This window comes from Azospirillum isscasi (assembly GCF_030849505.1).
In the GTDB taxonomy this organism is placed as follows: domain Bacteria; phylum Pseudomonadota; class Alphaproteobacteria; order Azospirillales; family Azospirillaceae; genus Azospirillum; species Azospirillum isscasi.
Map to the genome: position 1 here is coordinate 19885 of NZ_JAUJFI010000033.1, position 21919 is coordinate 41803.

Below are 21919 nucleotides of genomic sequence, written 5' to 3' on the forward strand. Positions count from 1 at the left end.
CCCCGGACGCTCACGCTTCGGTGCTGGCCGGTCCCGCCTGATCGCCGGATTCGTCATCGGACCGGTACATCGCCTTCGTCTGCTCGATGGCTTGGTCGAGTTGCGACTCGAACCCTTTGAACCACGCCTGATTCTTCAGATCCTCGGGCGTCCGGATGAGATCGCGCGTGATGCCGCGCGACGGGTCGTTCCGCATGGTTTCCATCGACGCCTTGATGAGCTTCACCAGCGGGTTGTCGCTGTCCAGGTTCTCCGCCGCCTCGTCCTCGCGCTCCATGAGGGTCTCGTACGAGAATTGCGCCGCCGCCCGGCTCGTCGCCCATTCGACCGAGGACTTCTCCTCGCCGCCCACCCCGTCCAGGAATTTGACGCCCGCCTTCATCCGCGCGGCGTGGTTGCCGGCGAAGGGATCGACGAAGCTGCCCTCCTGGCTGATCGGACCGCTGTAGAGTCCCATGGCCAGCCCCTGCTGCTGCACCATGATGGACTGCGCCATGTCCTGTTCCTCTTTGGTGAACTGGCCGCCGGCGTTGCTTCGGACCGCATAGAGCGAGCGGCGGTCGAGATCGCCCATCAGGGAATACCAGTCCTTGCCTTCGAAGCTGTTGATGTCGAAGGGCTTGCCGCTCGCCTCCATGGCCGCGTACTGCGCGTCCATGCGGGCGCGGGCGTCCTTGGCGACGTCCAGCCCGCTCAGGCCCGCCGAACTGGACACCGCCCCCGGATCGGACACGGTCTTCGCCAGCGCCGTCGCGGGCTTGCCGTCGCGCGTCGGGAAATAGGCGGTGTAGCGGGAGGCCGCGGCGTCGGTTCCGGCTCCGGCCGGGCCGGCCTTTGCGGCGGAGCTTGTCGCCATGGCCGCCTGGGCCTGGACGGACAGGCTGACGATGACGGCCGAACCGGAGGCGGAGGACGGGAAGGGCTCCCCGCCGGTCGATTTGGCGGCTGCTCCCTTGTCGGCGGCCACCAGGGTCGTCGTCGCCTTGAGGTTGAGCGTGGACGTGTAGGCGCTCGCCGCCGCAATCGACATGGGGTTCTCCCGGTCGTCAAAGCGTGCATTCTGCCGAAGCCGCCGATCGTTGACGCCAAGAGTATGACGCCCAGGTTGATTGTGTCAAATTTCGATCAATCTCCGCTGGCCGGCGAAAGGTCGCAGCGGTGCCCCCGTCTCCGTCCCGGTTTGCGTTCAGCCGCCGATGCCGAAGGAAATCTGGTTGTTGTCGTAGCGGGCGACGACGGTCAGCCGGTCGCCGGGGCGCACGCGGATCGGCGTGTCGAGATAGGTCATCGCCTGCTTCCAGTGGTTCGTCCGCGCCCGGCTTTCGGAGCGGTAGGTGACCTCCTCGTCCATGAACAGGTCGAACCAGAAGGCCACGCCGTGGCAGGTGCCCTCCGCCGTGATCTCCACGGCGATCTCGCGCGTGCCCTCCTCGGGCATGTTGCGGGTGAAGTCGAAATCCAGGGCGGTGAAGGGCTCCGACAGCGGCGTGTGGATGTCGGCGCCCAGGTCGATCTGCTGATAGCCGGGAGAGCGGAACACGTCGAACGCCGACATGTCGAAGCCGCCGATGGTCTTCACCGGGTTGATGCGGGCCAGCTCCGGCGTCTCCACCAGCATGGCGTAGACGGTGGAGGCGCGCGGGATGATCGCGCCGCCGGGCTTCACCAGATGGGTGCGGGCGTGCTGCAGCACCGACAGCATGCGCGGCGCCAGCATGCCGATGTTGATGAGTTCCGACACGAAGACGTCGGCCTTCTCCGGCAGGTCGCCGCCCTCGCCCACCGACAGGCGGGTGGACAGCTTCGGCACCACGTCGATGCGGTCGGCGTAGCCGTTTTTGGCGACGGTCTCGCGGGCGACGCGGGCCAGGATCGGGTTCACCTCGCAGGTCACCACCTTCCTCGCCCCGGCGCGGGCGGCCATCATGGCGACGATGCCCGAACCGGTGCCGATCTCCAGGACCAGCGAGTCCGGGGTCACCGCGCGCTTCAGGGCCGCCTCGTAGGCGTCGTTGCGCTCGAAATCGTTGATCATCGGCAGGTGCCAGCCGGGCACCGCGTTCGAGTGGATCAGCCGGCGGGTGAATTGCACCAGCGGATGGTCCGGGGCGATGGCGCGGGCGGCCTCGATGGCCTCCACCGCCTCGTTGGCGCGGTCGAGGCTCTGCAGCGTGTGGGCCAGACCGACATGGGCGGGGACGAAGCGGGGCGCCGCCGCGATCACCACGCGGAACGCCTCCTCCGCCTCCTCCAGCGCGCCGCGGGTGCTCAGCGCCTCGGCAAGGTTGTAGCGGGCCTCCAGATACTCCGGCGCCCGGTCCAGCGCGGCGCGGAAGGCGTCCTCCGCCTCGTCCAGACGGCCCAGCTCGCGCAGCGTGGTGCCCAGGAAATTGTGCATCTCCGGCGCATCGCCGCGCAGCGCCAGGGCGGCGCGGAAGGCGCCCTCCGCCTCGTCCAGACGGCCCAGCGCCTTCAGCGCGTTGCCCAGATTGCCGTGAAGCTCCGGCAGGCGGGCGTTGAGGGCGATGCCGGCGCGGAACGCCTCCTCCGCCTCCGCCGCGCGGCCGAGCTGGAAGAGCAGGCTGCCGCGGCTGTTGTGGAAGGACGGGTCTTTGCCGTCCTCCGCGATGGCGTGGGCGAAGAGGTCCAGCGCGCCGTCCGGATGGCCGGTGTGGGCCGCGACGACGCCCAGCAGGTGCAGCGCCTGCGCGTTGTGCGGGTCCGTCGCCAGGATCGCCCGGCAGGCCGCCTCCGCCCCGACCAGATCGTTCGCCCGCAGCAGGCGGATGGCGTCGTGCAGGGTCGGCGGGGTGTCGGTCATCGCGGCGGCTCCGGGTGGGCGGGAATTCCTTCGATGTCCGCACCATAGCGGGAAAGCCCCAGCCGCTACAGATCAAGTTTGCGTGGCGGCATGACCCGCGTGCGCGATCCGGCGTTCGTGTGCGTGGCAATCCCTCACCGCGGGGAGCGCGCCCATTCGTTGTGTTGTGTTGACGTTCGATGGCCTTCCGGTAGAGTCCGGCGAGCGGGCTCCGCCTGCGCGCCTGCCCCCGACCGTTCCGCCGGAGCCACGTCATGGCCGATACCGACAGCACCCTGCCGATCATCGCGATCTCGCCCGCCCGGGTGAGCGGCCGCGAGGGCGACAGCGGCGCCACGCCCTTCGACTTCACCGTGACCCGCAGCGGCGACGCCAGCCGGGCTTCGGCGGTCGATTGGACGGTGTCATCGTTTACCTGGTATTTGGACATCGACGTCTTCGTCTTCGATCCCACCCAGCCCAACGCCGAGGATTTCGGCGGGACCATGCCGTCGGGAACCATGACCTTCGCGCCGGGGGAGACGACGAAGACCCTGACGGTCAACGTTCAGGGCGATGCGAAGGCGGAACGCACCGAGGAGTTCATGGTAACGCTGGCCAATCCGGTCGGCGCCGCGCTTGCCGACAAGGTCGTCCCGCCTCAGGGCAATTCACAGACGGGAAACAACGGTCCAATCCCCACATTGAACCGGGTCGCCGGCCGGCCCTTTCCGAATTCGGCCATCGGAAGCATCACCAACGACGACAGCCCGATTTCCGTTTTTTTCCCGGCATTGCATTCCGGGACCATCAGCGTAAAGGAGGGTGACGCTGGAACCCAGACCCTCACCGTTCCGGTGGCCCGCACCAATTCCAACGTCGATGCCTTTTCGGTCGATTGGTCGGTCGCTGGTTACGGACCCAACGGGGCCGATGCCGCCGACTTCGGGGGAGCGCTGCCTTCCGGCACGCTCCACTTCGCGGAAGGGGAGCTTTCCAAGATCATCAGCGTCCCGGTGACCGGTGATCGGCTGGGTGAAGCGGATGAGTCTTTCGCCGTCACGCTGTCGAACCCGGTCACCAATTCGCCGCGCGGGGTCATCCTGCCCACGAGAGCGGAGTTGGGACTCATCAAGAACGACGATGCCATCGATCCCGGAACGCGCCTCGCCCTCACGTCCAACGGCGCCAGCCGCGAATTCCAGATGGACGCCTATTCCGGCCCGGTGGGCTGGCTGAAGAACATGCACATCGGCGGGCACGACAGCGAGGCGATGAAGGGCTCGGACGCCGCCGACTTCATCAACGCGCAGGGCGGCGACGACGCCGTGGACGGCGCGCTGGGGGACGACGTGCTCGACGGCGGCACGGGATCGAACTGGCTGGTCGGTGGTTTGGGCGGCGACACCTTCTTCATCGACGGGCGCGGCGGCGGCACCACATGGTCCACCGTGACCGATCTGGAAAAGGGCGAATGGGTCACCGCCTGGGGCTGGACGGAAGGGGTGTCCAAGCTGACCTGGGCGGAGATGTCCGGTGCCGAGGGCGCCAAAGGGGCCACGGCCCACATCGACCTGGACGCGAACGGCGGCATCGACATGAGCCTGACCATCGCCGGCCAATCCTCCGGCGCGATCCTGGTGACGCCCGGTCAGGTGAACGGTTCCAGCTATCTCGCCTTCACCCTCGCCTGACCGGGCGCCCGCACACCAGCGTTATCCAGCCGGTATTATCCAGCCGTCAGGCCGCGGAGCTGCCGGTTCGCCACCGCCAGCATCGACAGATCCACGTTCGGCTGGGTGCGCAGCTCGGACAGGAGCTGCTCCACCCGCTCCACCACCGGGCGGCGGTGGGCGATCCAGCCGTCGACGGGGGATTCCGCCGGCAACTGGTCAACCGCCTCCAGGACGCGGGTGGTCAGCGCGGTCTGGTGGGCGAACAGGTCGTCCACCAGGGCGGCGACCGCCTGCTTCTGCCAATGGTTCTCCGCCTTCGCGGCGGCGGCCTTGTCGCGCAGCCATTCCAGCCCGAAGCGGCGGCCCAGCATGAAGTAGACCGCGGCGACCTCCGCCACGTCCCGCCCGGTGCGCCCGGCGATGCGGACGAGGTCGGGGGCGGCGGCCAGCACCGGCAGCGCCGCCATGCGGCGGGCCAGATCGGCGGGGACGCCCTGCTCCTGGTAGGAGGCGACGCGGGCGGTCAGGCGGGCCGTCTCCTCGGCGTCCAGCACCTTGTCCAGCCCGGCCAGCAGCGTTTCGATGCCGGGCCGGAAGGCGTCGGTCTCGCGGGCGATGTCCAGCGGCTGCGGGCAGCTCGCCAGGAACCAGGCAGCGGCGCGCTCCATCAGGCGGACCGTCTCCAGGATCATCGCGGTCTGGAGCGAGGCCGGGACGGCGGTGTCCAGATCCTCGATCCCCGTCCACAGCGAGCGCAGACCGAAGGCGTCCCGCACGATGGCGTAGGCGCGGGCGACGTCCGCCGGCCCCATGCCGGTCTTCTCCATCATCTCCTTGACGAAGGTCGGGCCGGTGCGGTTGACGAGGCTGTTGGTGACGCTGGTCGCGACGATCTCCCGCCGCAGCCGGTGCCGCTCCACCGCCTCCACATGGGCCTTGCGCAACGGCTTGGGGAAGTAGCGGGTGAGGTCGTCGGCCATGAAGGGATCGTCCGGCAGGTCCGACGCCAGCAGATCGTCGTACAGCGTGATCTTGGCGTAGGCCAGCAGCACCGCCAGCTCGGGCCGGGTCAGCCCCTCGCGGTCGGCCATGCGGGCGGACAGCTCCTCCTCGTCGGGCAGATACTCGATGGCGCGGTTCAGCCGGCCCGCCTTCTCCAGCGCGCGGATCAGCCGCGCCTGCGCCTCCAGCGCGTCGGGACCCTGCGCGCGGGCGACGGTCAGGGCCTGGCTCTGCAGGTAGTTGTCGGCCAGCACCAGCCCGGCCACCTCGTCCGTCATGGCGGCCAGAAGCTGGTCGCGCTGCTTCAGCGTCATGTCGCCGCGCGCCACCACGTCGTTCAGCAGGATCTTGATGTTCACCTCATGGTCGGAGGTGTCCACGCCCGCCGAATTGTCGATGGCGTCGGTGTTCAGCCGCACCCCGTGCTGCGCCGCCTCGATGCGGCCGCGCTGGGTGACGCCCAGGTTGGCGCCCTCGCCGATCACCTTGGCCCGCACGTCGCGCCCGTCGATGCGCAGCGCGTCGTTGGCCTTGTCGCCGACCTCGGCGTTGGTCTCCTCCGACGCCTTCAGGTAGGTGCCGATGCCGCCGAACCACAGCAGGTCCACCTCCGCCTTCAGCAGGGTCTGCATCAGCTCCTGCGGGGCGATGCGGTCCTTGGCGATGCCGAAGCGCCGGCAAATCTCCGGGGTCAGCTCCAGCGCCTTGGCGGAGCGGTCGAAAATGCGCCCGCCCGCCGACAGCAGCGCGGCGTCGTAATCCGCCCAGGACGAGCGGGGCAGGTCGAACAGGCGCCGGCGCTCCTCCCAGCTCCGCGCCGCGTCGGGGTCGGGATCGACGAAGATGTGCCGGTGGTCGAAGGCGGCGAGCAGGCGGATGTGCTTCGACAGCAGCATGCCGTTGCCGAACACGTCGCCCGACATGTCGCCCACGCCCACGACGGTGAAGTCCTGCGTCTGGGTGTCGTGCCCCAGTTCGCGGAAATGGCGCTTCACCGACTCCCAGGCGCCGCGGGCGGTGATGCCCATCTTCTTGTGGTCGTAGCCGGCTGAGCCGCCCGACGCGAAGGCGTCGCCCAGCCAGAAGCCGTAGTCGATGGACACCGAGTTGGCGATGTCGGAGAAGGTCGCCGTGCCCTTGTCGGCGGCGACCACCAGATAGGGATCGTCCCCGTCATGGCGCACCACCTCCGGCGGCGGCACCACCGCCCCCGCGGCGTCCAGGTTGTCGGTGACGTCGAGCAGGCCGCGCATCAGCGTCTTGTAGCACTCGATGCCCTCGGCCAGCGCCGCCTCGCGCCCGGCGGACGGGGGCGGCGGGCGCTTGACCACGAAGCCGCCCTTGGAGCCCACCGGCACGATGACGGTGTTCTTGACCATCTGCGCCTTCATCAGCCCCAGGATCTCCGTGCGGAAATCCTCGCGCCGGTCGGACCAGCGGATGCCGCCGCGCGCCACCTTGCCGCCGCGCAGATGCACGCCCTCCATCCGCGGGCTGTAGACGAACACCTCGACCATCGGGCGGGGCAGGGGCAGGTCGTCGATGTGGCGGCTGTCGATCTTGAAGGCGAGGTAGGTCCTGGGCCGCCCGTCCGCCCCGTTCTGATAGGCGTTGGTGCGCAGCGTGTTGCACAGCAGGTTGAGGAAGCGCCGCAGGATGCGGTCCTCGTCCAGGTTCTTCACGTTGTCCAGCGCGCGTTCGATCTCCGCCGCCAGGCCGGGATCGTTCTGCGGGCGGCGGGCCGGGTCGAAGCGGCTGTGGAACAGCGCGGTCAGCTTGCGCGCGATGGCCGGATGGCCGGCCAGCGTGCTTTCCACCACGTCCTGCCCATAGGGGATGCGGGCCTGGCGCAGATACTTGGCGTAGGCGCGCAGCACCGTCACCTCCCGCGCGGTCAGGCCGGCGCGGAGCACGAGGCGGTTGAAGCCGTCATCCTCCATCCGCCCGTCCCAGACGGCGGCGAAGGCGTCCTGGAATTTCTCCTTCACCATGGCGCAGTCGATGGGCAGCCCGTTCTGCGAGCGCGCGGTGAAGTCGTGGATCCACACCGGGGCGGCGTGGCCGGCGATGGCGATCTCGAAGGGCGATTCGGTGATCACCTTCAGGTCCATGTGCTCCAGCATGGGCAGCACGTCGGACAGCGGCACCGGGCGGCCTTCGTGGTAGATCTTGACGTGCAGCTCGTCCCCTTCCGCCTCCAGCGGGCGGTAGAGGTTGATGCCCAGCGTGCCCTGCGCCGTCGCCTTCTCGATGCGGTCGATGTCGAAGACGGCGGCCTCCGCGTTGAACTGCTCGCGGTAGGCGGTGGGGAAGGCGTCGGCGTAGCGGCGGAACAGGGCGCGCCCCTGCTCCTCGCCGTGGGCGTCGACCAGCGCGTCGCGCAGATGGTCGTCCCAGCCGCGCGACGCCTGGACCAGCCGCGCTTCCAGATCGGCGGTGTCCACGGCGGGCACGCGGCCCGGCTCGGTGCGGATGATGAAGTGCAGGCGGGCCAGCACGCTTTCCGTCAACTGCGTGGTGAAGCCGGTGCAGGTGCCGTCGTAGGCGGTTTCCAGGATGGACTGGATGCGCCGGCGCAGCGTGGTGTCGTAGCGGTCGCGCGGCACGTAGACGAGGCAGGAGGCGAAGCGCTCGAACGGGTCGCGCCGCACGAACAGGGCCAGCCGCTGCCGTTCCTGGAGGTGCAGGATGCCGACCGCGATGTCCAGCAGCTCCGGCACCTGGATCTGGAACAGCTCGTCGCGCGGGTAGGTCTCCAGGATGTGCAGAAGCGCCTTGCCGTCATGGCCCTGCGGGTCGAAGCCGGCGAGATCCATCACCTCCGCGACCTTGCGGCGGAGATAGGGGATCTCGCGCGGGCTGCGGTTGTAGGCGACGGAGGTGAAGAGGCCCGCCACCAGCCGCTCGCCGACGATCCGCCCCTCCGCGTCGAAGCGCTTGATGAGGAAGGCGTCCATCGGAACCGAGCGGTGGACGGGGGAGGGGCGGTTGCCCTTGGTCACCATCAGGACCCGCGGGTTGCGCAGGAAGTCGCGCACGTCCGGCGGCAGGGTGGCGTAGTTGCGCAGCCCGTCGAAGACGGTGACCGAATCGTCGCGCAGGATGCCCAGGCCGCTGCCGGCGACCAGACCCAGCGAGGAGTCCGCCCCGTCGGCGCCGCTCTCGAACCGGTATTCGCGGTAGCCGAGGAAGGTGAAATGGTCGTCGTCGGCCCAGGCGAGGAAGGCCTTGGCCTCGTCCACCTCCTCGGTGGGAACGGCGGCGCGGGCGGCGTCGGCCTCCGCGATGGCGGCGCGCACCTGCTCGCGCATGGCGCGCCAGTCGGCCACGGCGGCGCGCACGTCGGCCAGAACCCGCTCCAGACCGGCGCGGGCCTGGTCGAGCGCCGCGGCGCCGGTGACCGCACCGACCTCCACATGCATGAAGGACTCGGGCGTGGCGTCGGTGGGGGCCGCCGCGGGCTCGTACAGCTCCGCGAGCTGGCCGTCGGCGTCGCGCTTCACCCGGACCACGGGGTGGATGACCAGATGGACGGTCAGCCCCTGGCGGTTCAGCTCCGCCGTCACGGAATCGACCAGGAACGGCATGTCGTCGTTGACGATCTCCACCACCGTGCGGTGGGACTGCCAGCCATGCTCCTCGACCCGCGGGTTGTAGACCCGGACCTTGGCCCGCCCCGGCGCCTCGCGCTGCTGGCCCCATTGCCACATGGCCAGCGCCGCGCCGTAGAGCTGCTCCGCCGGAGCCTGGATGATGTCGTCGGGCGGGACGTTGTCGTAGAACTGCCGCACGAAGCGCTCCGCCGGTGCGGCGCGGCTGCGGCCCAGCCGCTCGCGAACCTGCCGCACGACCTCTTCGGTCAGCTCGTCCTTGAGCTGTTCGGCCCTGAGAGCCATCGCTCCATTCCTTCCCATTTTTTTGCGGCGGTTTGCCGCCTTTGTAGGCACGAGGGTAGCCTATTTGCCGCCGCTGGCAACAGGCGGAGGGGCGTAGCCGGAAGAGGCGTTTTTTCACGGCGGAGCCCTTCGCATCCAAACCGATGAAAGTTGAATGAGTCGGAGAAGGGGCGTATTTTTTGTGCAAGCGCGTCTCTTCCGCGCAACCATCGAGACGTTCATGCCCAACGACGACGCCAACCCGCCGGAGGCCACCCCGGTTCCGCCCGCCAAGGCCCACCTGTATGTTCTGGTGGTCGATCCCGACCCCGCGCTGGCGGAGCTGACGCGCGCCGCGCTCGGCGGATTCGCGCTGGACGGGGCGCCGGTGTCGGTGCTGAGCGCCGCGACCGCCGCCGAGGCGCGGGAGACGCTGTACCGGAACCCCAACACCGCCGCCGTCCTGCTGGAACCGGTTCTGGACCCCGCGGACGCCGGGCCGCCGGCGGGGCTGGGCTTCATCGACCACATCCGCAAGGAGCTGGGGAACAGCCGCGTCCGCATCCTCGTCTGCACCGCCCATCCCGACCGGGCGCCGGAGGAAGACGTGGTGGAAGGCCACGACGTCAGCGATTACCGCCTGAAGGACGGGCTGACGGCGCGCACGCTGCGCACCGCGGTCGTCCCGCGGCTGCGCGCCTTCGCCAACCTGCAGACCCAGGCCGCCGGGCGCAAGGCGCTGGCCCGCATGCTGGTGGCGACCACCGGCCTGCTGGAGATGCGCACCCCCGACGTGCTGTTTCCCAACATCCTGCCGCGCGTCGTCGGGCTGCTGGGCATCGGGCGGCACGCCCTGCTGTGCATCCAGGGCGACACGCTGCCGCGCGACCGCCGCATCCGCGTGCGCGCCTCAACCGGGCGCTTCGCCAAATGGAAGGACGTGGACGTCACCGACCTGGGCGAGCCCAACGTGACCGCCGCCCTGGACCGGTTGAGCCCGAGCAGCGGAACCATCGTCGAGCCGGGCTATTGCGCGCTGCGGCTGCGCGCCCACGGCGGGATCATCGGCATGATCTACGTCGAGGGCCACAACAATGACGGCACCGCGCGCGAGTGGCAGTTGCTGGAGCTGTTCCGCAACAAATGCTCCATCGCCTTCGAGAACGCCCTGCTGTTCGAGGAGCTGAACACCGCCCAGAAGGCCACCGTCCTGGCCATGGGCTCGCTGGCCGAATACAAGGACAACGCCGCCGCCGGCCATCTCCAGCGGATCGAGCGGCTGGTCGGCGACATCGCCCGCGAACTGCGCGCCCAGGGCCGCTTCCCCGACGAGCTGGACGAGGAGCTGACGGAGAAGGTCGGCCTGGCCGCCCTGTTGCACGACGTCGGCATGCTGAGCGTGTCGGACGAGACGCTCGGCATTCCGGGCGAACTGGCGAACAACGACGTGGCCGCCATCCAGCGCCACACGCTGATCGGCCACCGCATCCTCGGCGAGGCGGCGCTGCCCCTGCGCGGGCGCAGCCTGCTGTCCATCGCCGCGGAGATCGCGCGTTACCACCACGAACGCTACGACGGGTCGGGCTATGTGGAAGGGCTGCGCGGCACGGCCATTCCGGTGTCGGCGCGGATCATGGCCGTGGCCGACGTGTTCGACGCCCTCATCACCGACCGCCAGTACCGCAAGGCGTTGGGCGTCGAGCACGCCATCGGCTGGATCGCCGAACGGGCGGGCCGGGACTTCGACCCGCTCGTGGTCGAGGCGTTCCTGGCCGTGGTGCGCCGCATCCAGGCCACCGAACCGGACTGGTTCCCCGAGCCGGAAGGCGGCAACCAGGGCCTGCTGGTGGCGGCCATCGGGCGCAAGCTGCGCGCCCTGTTCGGCAGCCGGGCCGAACCGATCAACTGATACGGTTCCCTTCAGCCCCCGTCCGGGCGGCCTTTCCCAAGACGGAAAGGCCGTTTCCGCGTCCTCCGGAGTCGATGGGCGTCGACACGCAGACGGAATTCCCATACATTCGCATTACGGTTGCGTCATATATATTATAGTATACGAAAAATCGTGTTACTATGAATTGTGCAACCGACGCCGCCACGACGTTCCGTGGTGGTGATCGTGCGGCAGCATTTGGCGGAGCCGACCATGAAAGCCAGAAGATTACTCTCCACCCTTTTGACCTCCTGTGCCCTGCTGCTGGGCGCGTCCGCGGCGCAGGCCGCCTACCCGGACAAGCCGATCACCATGATCGTCGCCTACGGGGCCGGCGGATCGACCGATGTGACCGCCCGCATGCTGGTCCCCTTCATCGAGAAGTATCTGGGCGGCGGCGCCCGGATCGTGGTGATGAACCGTGGCGGCGCCGGGGGTGAAATCGGCTTCGCGGCCATCGCCGACGCTCCGCCGGACGGCTACACCATCGGGTTCATCAACACGCCCAACGTCGTCACCATCCCGATCGAGCGCAACGCCCGCTTCACGCTCGACCGGCTGGACCCGCTGGTCAACATCGTGGACGATCCGGGCGTCATGACGGTCCACGGCGACAGCCCCTACAAGACGGTGGAGGATCTGGTCGCCCAGGCCAAGGCCAACCCCAACACCATCACGGTGGGGTCGACCGGCGTGGGGTCGGACGACCATCTGGGCATGCTGCTGCTCCAGCGGCAGACGGGCGCCCGCTTCACCCATGTGCCGTTTCCGGGCAGCGCCGAGAACTACCGCTCCATGCTGGGCCGCCACACCCAGGTCTGCGGGCAGAATCTGGGTGAAGGGCTGCGCGGCAAGGCGGGCGGCGACAACATCCGCATCCTGGGGGTGATGAGCAAGGAGCGCTGGAGCATGGCGCCCGATGTGCCGACCTTCAAGGAGCTGGGCCACGACTTCACGATGGCGTCGCTGCGCGGCATCGGCGCGCCGAAGGGCCTGCCCGCGGACGTCCGCAGCAAGCTGGTGGAGGCCGTGACCAAGGCGGCCAACGATCCCGAATTCCAGAGCAAGGCCCGCGACACCTTCCAGCCGCTGCGCATTCTCGATTCGGAAGCCTTCACCGTCGAGTTGAAGCAGCTCGACGGAGAGTACCGCGCCCTGTGGAGCGAGTTCCCCTGGCTGAAGTGACCGCTTCCATCCAGGAAGCCGGATAGAAAAGGCCCCTCTTCCAACCGGAAGAGGGGCCTTTTTTGTGGGCGGCCGCGGACGGAGGAGGCCACGGCGGTCCGCCACGGCCTCCCCGGTCGCCGTCAGGCCGCGGTGATGCGGCTGATGAAGGCTTCGATCTCGTTGTCGAGTTTGTTGAAGCTGCGCGACAGCTCCTCGGTCGTGGTCTGGACGGTGCCGGCGGAATGGCCGGTGGTTTCCGCCGCCTGCTGCACCAGCCGCATTTCCTGAAGCACCGCCACGGTGTCGGTGGCGGCGCGCTGGGAGCGCTCGCTGATGTCGCGGGTGGCGGCGTCCTGCTCCTCCACCGCCGCGGCGACGGTGCTGAGCGATTCGTCCACCTGACGGATGGTGTTGACGATGGCGCGGATGGCGTTGACCGCCGCGGTGGTCGCCGCCTGCACCGCCGCGATCTCCGAACCGATCTCGTCGGTCGCCTTGGCGGTCTGGTTGGCGAGGCTCTTGACCTCCTGCGCCACGACCGCGAAGCCCTTGCCGGCCTCGCCCGCGCGGGCCGCCTCGATGGTCGCGTTCAGCGCCAGCAGGTTGGTCTGGCCGGCGATGTTGTTGATGAGGCCGACCACCTCCTCGATCTTCCGGCTGGCCTCGCTGAGGCCCTGGACGATCGAGTCGGTCCGCCCGGCCTCGTCCACCGCACCGCGGGCGAGCTGGGTGGACTGGGTGATGGAGCGGGTGATCTCGTCGATGGAGGCGCGGAGCTGCTCGGCGCCGGCGGCCACGCTTTCCACCTCGCTCGTCGCCTCCTGCACCGCGTGGGCGACCGAGTCGCTGTGGTGGCTGGTCTGGCGGGCGTTCTCCAGCATGACGTTCGCCTCGCCGCGCATGGAATTGGCGGACCGCACCACCTCGCCCATCACCGCCTTGACCGACGCCTCCAGGTCGTTGGCAAGGCTGTTCATGGCCCGGCGCTGCTCCTCCGTGGCGCGGGCGCGCATGGCGTCCTGCTCGCGCGAGAGCTCCTGGACGCGCAGCGCGTTCTCCTTGAACACGCGGACGGTGCGGGCCATCTGGCCGATCTCGTCGCCGCGCTCGGCGGCGGGCACGTCGTCGTCCAGCCGGCCCTGCGCCAGCCGCTCCATGACCGTGGTCAGGCGGACGACCGGGCGGGCGATGTTGAAGCCGATGAACAGCGCCACGCCCACCGTGATCAGCAGGGCGACGATCGCGGAGGCGATGAAGGCCTGGGTGGTCGCATCGACCGATGCGTTGACGGTCGCGTAGGCGTTGGCCGACTGCTGGCGCTGGTAGGTCAGGTATTCGCGGGAGGTGCCGTGCAGGCGCCCGTAGGCCGCCTGGACCTCCTGCAGGAAGTCGAGCGGATCGACGCCCATCTTCAGCAGGTCGAGGAAGCTGGTCACCTTCGCCTGGTAGACCGAGGTGTCCGAACCGAAGCGCTGGAGGAGCTGCCCCTCCTCCTCGGTCGAGGACGACTGGCCCTTCAGCGTGTCCGCCTGGAGCTTCAGCTTGGAAAGCTGTCCGGTCAGGGCCTTCGCCTCATCCTCGACCGCCTTGGGGGAGGCGTTGGCGGTGCTGAGGATCACGGTCCGGTACAGGCCGGCGTGCGCGACGGTCAGCGTGTCGGTCAACGCCTGGACTTCCGCTTCCCGCGTGAAGGAGCGGTTGAACAGCGTGTCCAGCAGGCGTGACTGTTCCGTGATGGCGGAGCCGCCAAGCAACGCGATGGCAAGCATGCCCAGAATCGCTGTCGCCGCCGGGATTCCCATTTTCGTGGGAATGTGGAGGTGATTGAGGAAAGTCATGGAGCACCTGCTTCAACCATTGGCCGGACCGTGGGCGCCGGATGGTGAGGAGAAACGGAACCGGTCCAGCCGCCGGTCGCTTCGCCGCCGGCTGGAAGGTTCGTGGCCGGGCCGGACCCGGACGGGACGGCCCGCCCGGGTCGCGTCAGCCCGGGATCACTTCAGCCAGGGCGACGCCTGCCACAGGGCCTTCAGCTCGACGTCGATCTGCTTCAGCTCCGCCGTGAAGGCGTCGGACCCGAAGACGCGCAGCGGCTGGAAGGTCTCCTTGGCCTCGGCCTTCGCCACGAAGTCCGGGTCGGTGGCGGCCTTGGTCACCGCCTCCACCAGCTTGGCGCGGATGTCCGGGGACACACCCTTCGGCGTGGCGATGCCGCGCAGCGACGCCATCAGCACCGGGAAGCCCTGATCCGCGAAGGTCGGCAGGTTGGGGGCGACCTTCCAGCGTTCCTTGCTCATGACGCCGATGACGCGGACCGGATCGGTGGCCTCGCCGCGCAGACCCTCGCCCAGGTTCGTCGCGCAGATCTGGATCTTCTTGGCGAGCATCGCCTTGTAGTTCGCGGAGGAACCGGAGAAGGGCACGTGGATGAACTGCACGGACGCCTGGCGCTGCACCAGCAGCATGGCGAGCTGGTCGTCCGATCCCACGCCGGTCGACCCCACCGTGATGGTGTTCGGGTTGGCCTTGGCTTGATCGACCACGTCCTTCACGGTCTTGAAGGGGCTGTCCGCCGGGACGGCCCAGACGCCCGGGTCGTCCACGATGTTGACCAGCGGGTCCAGCCGGTCGAGCGAGAAGCGGGCCTGACGCTCGATCGGGATCGACACCACGTTCGGGGAGTTGATGAAGCCGATGGTGTAGCCGTCCGGCGCGGAGTCGGCGATGGCCGCGAAGCCGATCTCGCCGCCGGCGCCGGGCTTGTTCACAACCTCGACGCGGGCGCCGCCGCCCAGATGCTTTTCGATGAAGGGGGCCAGCAGGCGCGCGGTCACGTCGGTCGATCCCCCGACGTCGTAAGCAACGATCAGGGAGATCGGCTTCTCCGGATAGGCCGCCTGGGCCGAGGCCGCGGCGAGCGCCAGGGCTCCGGCTGCGAACGCCAAGAACTTGCTGCGATTGATCATCTGGATGCCCTTCTTTTACTTTGTTTGCGTGAACCCGTTCTGCATGACATCGGCTGAGATGAATTGCGGAACACTAGAAAAGGCGGAAATCGAACTCAAAACCTGGAAAGAAAAAATGGCCGGCGCGTGTTATTTAAAAATTTATTTCAAATTGATGGAGAGTTGTGGCGGTGGGCGGAAGAAGCCTGGCCGGAAAGGCGTGAGCCGCATTGCATTTGAAGGATCGCGAATGCCGGCGATGCCCGTTCTTGCGGCGAATGGAAACGTGCGGCGGTGACGGACCGGCACATCCTTGCGGGGTGAATTTGAGCACAAAACTTCTCAGCCCAACCCTTGTGTATGCCTTTCTCTATCATGACGTGAACATATTACAGATGAGTTCGTGCATCAATGGCTCTAACTGACGCACTTCGCCTGAATCGGATTTCGCCGGGAAATCCTTCTCCAAAGAGACGTTCCCGCCGGGCCCTGGCCTGGGCCGTCCGGCGGGTGCGAAACCATTGGATGGGGGTGCGGGACCGCCTTGCCGGCGGCGGAGCGCCGGCTAGCCCATCGCCACCATGAAGGCGACGGAGATCGAGATGGGGGACAGGAGCGTGGACATCAGAAGCGACATGGACACCAGTTCCCGGCCCGACTCGTACCGCTCGGCGAACACATAGGCGTTGACGCCGATGGGCAGGGCGGCGGCGGTCACCGCCGGGGCGATCCAGTCCGGGGGAAGCATGAACACCTTGGCGGCCAGCACCCAGGTCAGCATCGGGTGCAGGGCGACCTTCATGACCGCCATCGCCGCCGACGGCAGCAGCAGGCGCCCGTTGATCGGGCTGAAGGCGATGGTGGCGCCGAGCGTGAAGCAGGCGCAGGGCAGCACGGTCTGCGCCATCAGCCCCAGCCCCTTCATGATCATCGGCGAGATCGGGATGTGGGACAGGTTGGCGGCCAGACCGAACAGCACGGACATGACCAGCGGGCTCATGGCCGTCGCCTTGATCGCCTTCCAGGCGGCCTCCACCGGCCTGCCCCCGCCGGAACGCTGGGACTCCGCCAGCATGGTCGCCACGGTGAACAGAAGCGGCGACTGGAAGATGATCAGCAGGAGCACGGGCACGGCCACCGCGGCGCCGTAGGCTTCCATGATGATCGGGGTGCCCAGAAGGGCGATGTTGGAAAAGGAGCTGGCGAGCCCGACCGGGGCGAATTCCTTCGCCCGCCGCTGCAACAGCATCCAGGCCGCGGCGATGGCGAACACCACCAGCGCGGCGACGTAGAAGGAGGCCAGGAATCCCCATTCGATGGGATCGGGGATGTCGGCCTTCGCCATGTTCGAGAACAGCAGGGCGGGGAGGGCGTAGATGCCGAGGAAACGGGAAAGCCCCTGGACCATCGCGTTGCTGAATCCCCGATACCGCGCGGCCCAGAAGCCAAGCGCGATCAAGGCGAACATCGGCAAGACGATCGTGAAGATGAGTGTCATGAAAGGATCACCGTTGGCGGGGCTTCCCGATGTCTCGCCGGATCATGACGGCGGCACCCGAAGGCGCCGCCGTCATGCCCCCCCGCGACCGGCGCCGAAGCGCCGGACCGCCAGGGGGTCACGGCCGGAAAATGACGGCCGTGATCGTCTTCCGGCCGTTTCAGGCGCGTTCCAGCTTGCGGTCGCGTTCGATGACCTCCAGCTCCGGGACGCCGAGGACCTCCACCAGGGTCCTTCCGGCCTCGATCTGGGAGGTCCACAGGCGCTCGCGCTCCAGCAGCTTCAGGCTGGCCTCCAGCGTCTCCTCCGCCAGATCCAGCGGAATGACGACCACGCCGTCCTCGTCGCCCAGGATGATGTCGCCGGGGCTGACCGGCACGTTGCCGACCGACGCCAGCACGTCCATCTTGCCGCCGAAGTTCTTGTGCGGGCCGCGCGGAACGGCGCCCTTCGCGAAGACCGGAACGTTCAGGCTGCGGATTTCGTAGAGATCGCGGACGGTGCCGTCGACCACCAGCCCGCCCAGCGCGCGGCGCTTGCAGCAGCGGACGACCCATTCGCCGGCCATCGCCACGTCCTCCAGCCCGCCGCCGGCCACCATGACGATGTCGCCCGGCTCCGCGAGGCTGACCGCGTGGTGGACCATGCTGTTGTCGCCGGGCATCGGAACGACCGTGCGGGCCTGCCCGCAGATGCGCATGCCGGGCACCATCGGCTTGATCCGGGAATCCATGCTCTGACACCGGTTCTGGGCGTCGGACGCCACGCTGCTGGGCACGCCGCGCCATTTTTCGAGCGTGTCGGGGGTCAGGCGGGGAAAGTTGGTGATGTAGCGTTGCATAGCCATGGGAGGGACCTCTTGTCGTCTGGACTGAGCGTGTCGTCTGGGCTGTACGAAGCGGGGCCGGGAAGCGCGACCAGCGGCACCGCCGGTCGGGATGCGACGACAGCGGAGCCGATGACGATCAGGCGGGGGAGGGCCGGTGTTGCCGGGGCGGCGGACGCCGGCCGGACGGAAGCCTCCTATCCGGGAAAATCACGGGCAGATCCCATCCGGAACGACCGGGCCATCCATGGTGCATACAACCCTAATCAGATAGAAGTTCTATTTGTTTCGCATTTGAAGCTTAGTCGTTTCGGAGGTCATACGCAAGTAGGTTGCTAATAAGTAAATTTGTTCACGCAAACATACGGGGTATGCGCTCAATTAATTACCTACAAAAGAATGCATCCTGAGAATTTGATGTCTGTGGATTGCATCCTTCAGCCGCCGCTGCTCTGTATGACTGCGACGCCTTGGAACCAGAAAAATCAGGGGCTGAAAAACCGGTGCGGCCATCGGGCGGCGGCATTGCGGAATCGGCTGCGGGGCCGCAGGCGGCAGCCAGGAAGGTGGGGAGGAAAAGGAAAGCCGGACAAAACGAAAAAGGCCGGCGCCCGGAGGCCCAGCCTTGTTCAATCAACGGTCCTTCCGTCCCCTTCGGAGGATTATCGCCTCCGCCGGGAAAATGGAGCGGGCGAAGGGATTCGAACCCTCGACCCCAACCTTGGCAAGGTTGTGCTCTACCCCTGAGCTACGCCCGCGCTCCGTTTCGCTGCCGTTCGGACCCTGTGTCGGTGCCGTCCGGCGGCGTGCGGCGGACTATACTCATCGATCGGCGCAATGCAAGCGTCATGTTTCACTTTTTTCGGGCGCCTGGACGAATTTTCCCCGCACCGCTAAAGATGGGTCCATGGACACCCGCAACACCCCCGAGGGCACGGCCGAGGAGCCGCTGCCGACGAGCCCGGAGCAGCTCCTGGAGCATCTGACGGCGCTCGGCATCCGCACGACGACCCACAGCCACCCGCCGTTGCACACGGTGGAGGAGAGCAAGGCGCTGCGCGGCGCGCTGCCCGGCGGCCATTGCAAGAACCTGTTCCTGAAGGACAAGAAGGAGCAGCACTGGCTGGTGGTCGCGCTGGAGGACGCGCGGGTGGAGCTGAACCGGTTCGACAAGGTGATCGGGTCGGCGCGGCTGTCCTTCGCCTCCGCCGACCGGCTGTGGCGGCATCTCGGCGTGCGGCCCGGCTCGGTCACGCCCTTCGCGCTGGTCAACGACCGGGAGCGGCGGGTGAGGGTTGTGCTTCAGGAACAGATGCTGGCGCACGACCCGCTGAACTACCATCCGCTGCTGAACGACCGGACCACGGCCATCGGGGCGGCGGATCTGCTGCGCTTCATCCGGGCCGGCGGGCACGAGCCGCTGATCGTGCCCTTCGGCGAGGAGCCTTCGGACCCGTAGCCGACGCTTGCTTAACGCGCTCCGTGCGCTCATCTATCACGCGAGATCGCAAAGGGATACGTGACCGCCATGTTCTCCATTCCGCCCGCCAACAAGCCCGCCGCCGCCGGTGCCGCCCCCGCCGCCGGTGACCTGATCAAGGACAGCAGCGACCGCGCCTTCATGGCCGACGTCATCGAGGCGTCGCAGGCGGTCCCGGTGATCGTCGATTTCTGGGCGCCCTGGTGCGGCCCGTGCAAGCAGCTCGGCCCGATCCTGGAAAAGACGGTGCTGGCCGCGAAGGGCAAGGTGCGGCTGGTCAAGATCGACACCGACAAGGACCCGATGATCGCCTCGCAGCTCCGCGTGCAGTCGATCCCGGCGGTTTACGCCTTCTTCCAGGGCCGCCCGGTGGACGGCTTCATGGGCGCCCTGCCGGAATCGCAGGTGAAGGCCTTCGTGGAGAAGCTGGTGAAGCTGGCCGGTGCCGCGGGCGGCGGCGAGGGCGACATCCTGGAGGAGGCGCTGGCCCAGGCCAAGGAGGCGCTGGAGGCCGGCGACACCCAGACCGCGTCGGAGATCTACGGCGAGATCCTGCAGGCCGATCCGGAGAACCTGAACGCCGCGGCCTACGCCGGGCTGGTCCGCTGCCTGATCGTCAACGAGGATCTGGACCGCGCCAAGCAGATGCTGGGCAAGGTGCCGGAGCAGATCGCCAAGGACAAGGAGATCGCCGCGGTGCGCAGCGCGCTGGAGGTCGCCGAGCAGGCCGCCAACGCCGGCCCGATCCCAGAGCTGATGGAGAAGCTCGCCCAGAACCAGGACGACCACGAGGCCCGCTTCGACCTCGCGCTCGCGCTGTTCGCCGCCGGCAAGCGCGAGGCCGCGGTGGACGAGCTTCTGGAACTGGTGCGCCGCGACCGCGGCTGGAACGACGAGGCCGCCCGCAAGCAGCTCGTCAAGTTCTTCGAAGCCTTCGGCCCGACCGATCCGCTGACCGTGCAGAGCCGCCGCCGCCTGTCCTCGATCCTGTTCCGCTGACCGCGGCCGGCGGCCCGGAACCGCGTCCGCGCCGCCGCCCGCTCCGTTCGCCTTCACTCTGTTCGCCGTGCGCAGGGGTTCTATATTCGTCGCATGAGCCGGAACCCCATCGCCCCATCGCCGGACCGCCTGCCGCGGCTGCTGCCGATCTTCCCGCTTGCGGGGGTCCTGCTGCTGCCGCGCGGGCGCCTTCCCCTGAACATCTTCGAGCCGCGTTACCTCGCGATGGTCGAGGACGCGCTGGCCGGTGACCGCATGATCGGCATGATCCAGCCCGCCGATCCGGCCTGCCGCGAGCGGGAACCGGCGGTCTACGGCACCGGCTGCGCCGGGCGGATCACCAGCTTCGCCGAGACGGAGGATGGCCGCTACCTCATCACCCTGACCGGCGTCTGCCGCTTCGCCATCATGCGGGAGCTGGAAGGCCAGCGCGGCTACCGCCGCGTCGCCGCCGACTGGGAGCGTTTCTCCGGCGACCTGATCGAGCCACTGGAGGGCGGCGGGGCCGTGGGCGACGGAGGCGGGCTGGACCGTCCGCGGCTGCTGGCCGGGCTGAAGGGGTATTTCAAGATGCAGGGGCTGTCGGTGGACTGGAAGGCCATCGATTGCACCCCCGACGAACGGCTGGTGACCTCGCTGGCCATGATCTGCCCCTTTTCACCCAGCGAGAAGCAGGCCCTCCTGGAGACGCCGGATCTGCCGGAGCGCGCGAAGCTCTTGATCGCCCTGGTGGAGATGGCCATTCTCGACGGCCACGAGGGCGACGGCGGCGCGCTGCGTCACTGAGTCCCTTCCTTGACAACCGACACTGTTCCTTCCGACTGCGAGGCCCGATCCATGAGCGCCCATCCCCACGACGACCCGCCCGCCGACGGCAAGACCCAGGCGCGCGTCGATCCGAAGCTTCTGGAGATCCTCGTCTGCCCGCTGACCAAGGGGCCGCTGCGCTACGACGCGGAGCGCGCCGAGCTGATCAGCGACCGCGCCGGGCTGGCCTATCCGATCCGCGACGGCATCCCGATCATGCTGATCGACGAGGCCCGCAGCCTCGACGGGAAGCCGGGGGCCGCCTGATGTCCGACGAGCAGTTCGCGTCGGACGCCTTCGGCACGAAGCACTGGCCGGTGGAAGTCCGGCTGAAGAAGGAGGAGAAGCGGCTGGAGGTCGATTTCGACAACGGCCGGACCTTCTCCTACCCCGCGGAGTTCCTGCGCGTCCACAGCCCCTCCGCCGAGGTGCAGGGCCACGGCCCCGGCCAGAAGCAGACCGTTTCGGGCCGCCGCCACGTCGGCATAATGAGCCTGGAGGCGATCGGCCATTACGCCCTGCGCATCGTGTTCGACGACCTGCACGACAGCGGCATCTATTCCTGGAAGCTGCTGTACGAGCTGGGCGAGGACCAGGACCGCCTGTGGGCGGAGTATCTGGCGGAACTGGACGCCAAGGGGCTGAGCCGCGACCCCCGGGGCCGGCGCTGAGGGGACGGAAGCGGGGTGCGGCATTCCGCCGCGGCTCCGCTTTTTCGTGTGCGGCCTTTCCGTGCGCTGTGGCGCGGAATGTTGCGCTTTCATGGAAATGGCGTAGATAACGGCCCATCGACCGTTCCTCCGCCGCAGGATGACCGCCGTGACCGCGACCGACCCGCCCGGCGCGACCGCCAGCCAGACCGCCGCTCCTGAAGCCGGCCCGCCGCCCGCCGGCGGCGCCGGGCTGCCCGTCCC

The 21919-nt window shown here is 68.3% G+C and carries 16 protein-coding genes and 1 tRNA gene; 9 read left to right on the forward strand and 8 right to left on the reverse strand.

Annotated elements, in window-relative coordinates; genetic code table 11:
- Window positions 1-10: 10 nt before the first annotated feature.
- Together QSG27_RS09425 and QSG27_RS09430 are read right to left on the reverse strand one after the other, a co-directional pair.
- Entirely contained in the window at window positions 11-1030 is a 1020-nt protein-coding gene (locus tag QSG27_RS09425; RefSeq protein ID WP_306705448.1) for a hypothetical protein, read from the reverse strand.
- A gap of 156 nt (window positions 1031-1186) precedes the next feature.
- Window positions 1187-2821 (reverse strand): tetratricopeptide repeat protein, encoded by a 1635-nt coding sequence (locus QSG27_RS09430; RefSeq protein ID WP_306705451.1) that lies wholly within the window; start codon window positions 2819-2821, stop codon window positions 1187-1189.
- Window positions 2822-3075: 254 nt separating this feature from the next.
- Here QSG27_RS09430 and QSG27_RS09435 point away from each other — a divergent pair, with 254 nt between their 5' ends.
- Entirely contained in the window at window positions 3076-4494 is a 1419-nt protein-coding gene (locus tag QSG27_RS09435; protein WP_306705453.1) for a Calx-beta domain-containing protein, read from the forward strand.
- A gap of 35 nt (window positions 4495-4529) precedes the next feature.
- Here QSG27_RS09435 and QSG27_RS09440 read toward each other — a convergent pair whose 3' ends face one another.
- Window positions 4530-9374 (reverse strand): NAD-glutamate dehydrogenase, encoded by a 4845-nt coding sequence (locus QSG27_RS09440; protein WP_306705455.1) that lies wholly within the window; start codon window positions 9372-9374, stop codon window positions 4530-4532.
- Between the two features lie 220 nt (window positions 9375-9594).
- Here QSG27_RS09440 and QSG27_RS09445 point away from each other — a divergent pair, with 220 nt between their 5' ends.
- Together QSG27_RS09445 and QSG27_RS09450 are read left to right on the forward strand one after the other, a co-directional pair.
- The gene (locus QSG27_RS09445; RefSeq protein ID WP_306705457.1) at window positions 9595-11262 is read left to right on the forward strand and encodes an HD domain-containing phosphohydrolase; all 1668 of its coding nucleotides are present in this window, start codon (window positions 9595-9597) and stop codon (window positions 11260-11262) included.
- A 234-nt stretch (window positions 11263-11496) separates the two neighbouring features.
- Window positions 11497-12468 carry a Bug family tripartite tricarboxylate transporter substrate binding protein gene (locus QSG27_RS09450; RefSeq protein ID WP_306705460.1) on the forward strand — a complete coding sequence of 324 codons (972 nt, stop codon included), beginning with the start codon at window positions 11497-11499 and terminating at the stop codon, window positions 12466-12468.
- A 122-nt stretch (window positions 12469-12590) separates the two neighbouring features.
- On the opposite strand, the gene QSG27_RS09455 is transcribed toward QSG27_RS09450, so the two are convergent.
- Complete coding sequence (locus QSG27_RS09455) at window positions 12591-14288, reverse strand: methyl-accepting chemotaxis protein (RefSeq protein WP_407653198.1); 1698 nt, start codon at window positions 14286-14288, stop codon at window positions 12591-12593.
- A 156-nt stretch (window positions 14289-14444) separates the two neighbouring features.
- Window positions 14445-15416 carry a tripartite tricarboxylate transporter substrate binding protein gene (locus QSG27_RS09460; RefSeq protein ID WP_306705464.1) on the reverse strand — a complete coding sequence of 324 codons (972 nt, stop codon included), beginning with the start codon at window positions 15414-15416 and terminating at the stop codon, window positions 14445-14447.
- On the opposite strand from QSG27_RS09460, the gene QSG27_RS09465 reads away from it, so the two are divergent.
- A complete protein-coding gene (locus QSG27_RS09465; protein ID WP_306705466.1) occupies window positions 15409-15693 on the forward strand; it encodes a hypothetical protein in 285 nt (94 codons plus the stop codon). The two genes, QSG27_RS09460 and QSG27_RS09465, sit on opposite strands and share 8 nt — an antisense overlap.
- Window positions 15694-15960: 267 nt before the next feature.
- Here QSG27_RS09465 and QSG27_RS09470 read toward each other — a convergent pair whose 3' ends face one another.
- The 3 genes from QSG27_RS09470 to QSG27_RS09480 form a co-directional block, all read right to left on the reverse strand.
- Window positions 15961-16893: an AEC family transporter gene (locus tag QSG27_RS09470; protein ID WP_306705468.1), complete on the reverse strand. Its 933-nt coding sequence runs from the start codon at window positions 16891-16893 to the stop codon at window positions 15961-15963.
- A gap of 160 nt (window positions 16894-17053) precedes the next feature.
- A complete protein-coding gene (locus tag QSG27_RS09475) occupies window positions 17054-17740 on the reverse strand; it encodes an RraA family protein (RefSeq protein ID WP_306705470.1) in 687 nt (228 codons plus the stop codon).
- 662 nt (window positions 17741-18402) lie between these two features.
- Window positions 18403-18477, reverse strand: a tRNA-Gly gene (locus QSG27_RS09480).
- A gap of 149 nt (window positions 18478-18626) precedes the next feature.
- Here QSG27_RS09480 and QSG27_RS09485 point away from each other — a divergent pair.
- The 5 genes from QSG27_RS09485 (at window position 18627) to QSG27_RS09505 (ending at window position 21676) form a co-directional block, all read left to right on the forward strand.
- Window positions 18627-19178, forward strand: coding sequence for a prolyl-tRNA synthetase associated domain-containing protein (locus tag QSG27_RS09485; RefSeq protein ID WP_306705472.1), 552 nt, complete (start codon window positions 18627-18629; stop codon window positions 19176-19178).
- Between the two features lie 69 nt (window positions 19179-19247).
- Entirely contained in the window at window positions 19248-20198 is a 951-nt protein-coding gene (locus QSG27_RS09490) for a thioredoxin family protein (RefSeq protein WP_306705474.1), read from the forward strand.
- Window positions 20199-20291: 93 nt separating this feature from the next.
- Entirely contained in the window at window positions 20292-20984 is a 693-nt protein-coding gene (locus tag QSG27_RS09495) for an LON peptidase substrate-binding domain-containing protein (protein ID WP_306705476.1), read from the forward strand.
- A gap of 51 nt (window positions 20985-21035) precedes the next feature.
- Window positions 21036-21272 carry a Trm112 family protein gene (locus QSG27_RS09500; protein ID WP_306705478.1) on the forward strand — a complete coding sequence of 79 codons (237 nt, stop codon included), beginning with the start codon at window positions 21036-21038 and terminating at the stop codon, window positions 21270-21272.
- Entirely contained in the window at window positions 21272-21676 is a 405-nt protein-coding gene (locus QSG27_RS09505; RefSeq protein WP_306705480.1) for a DUF971 domain-containing protein, read from the forward strand. Before QSG27_RS09500 ends, QSG27_RS09505 begins: the two co-directional genes overlap by 1 nt.
- The last annotated feature ends 243 nt before the right edge of the window (window positions 21677-21919 follow it).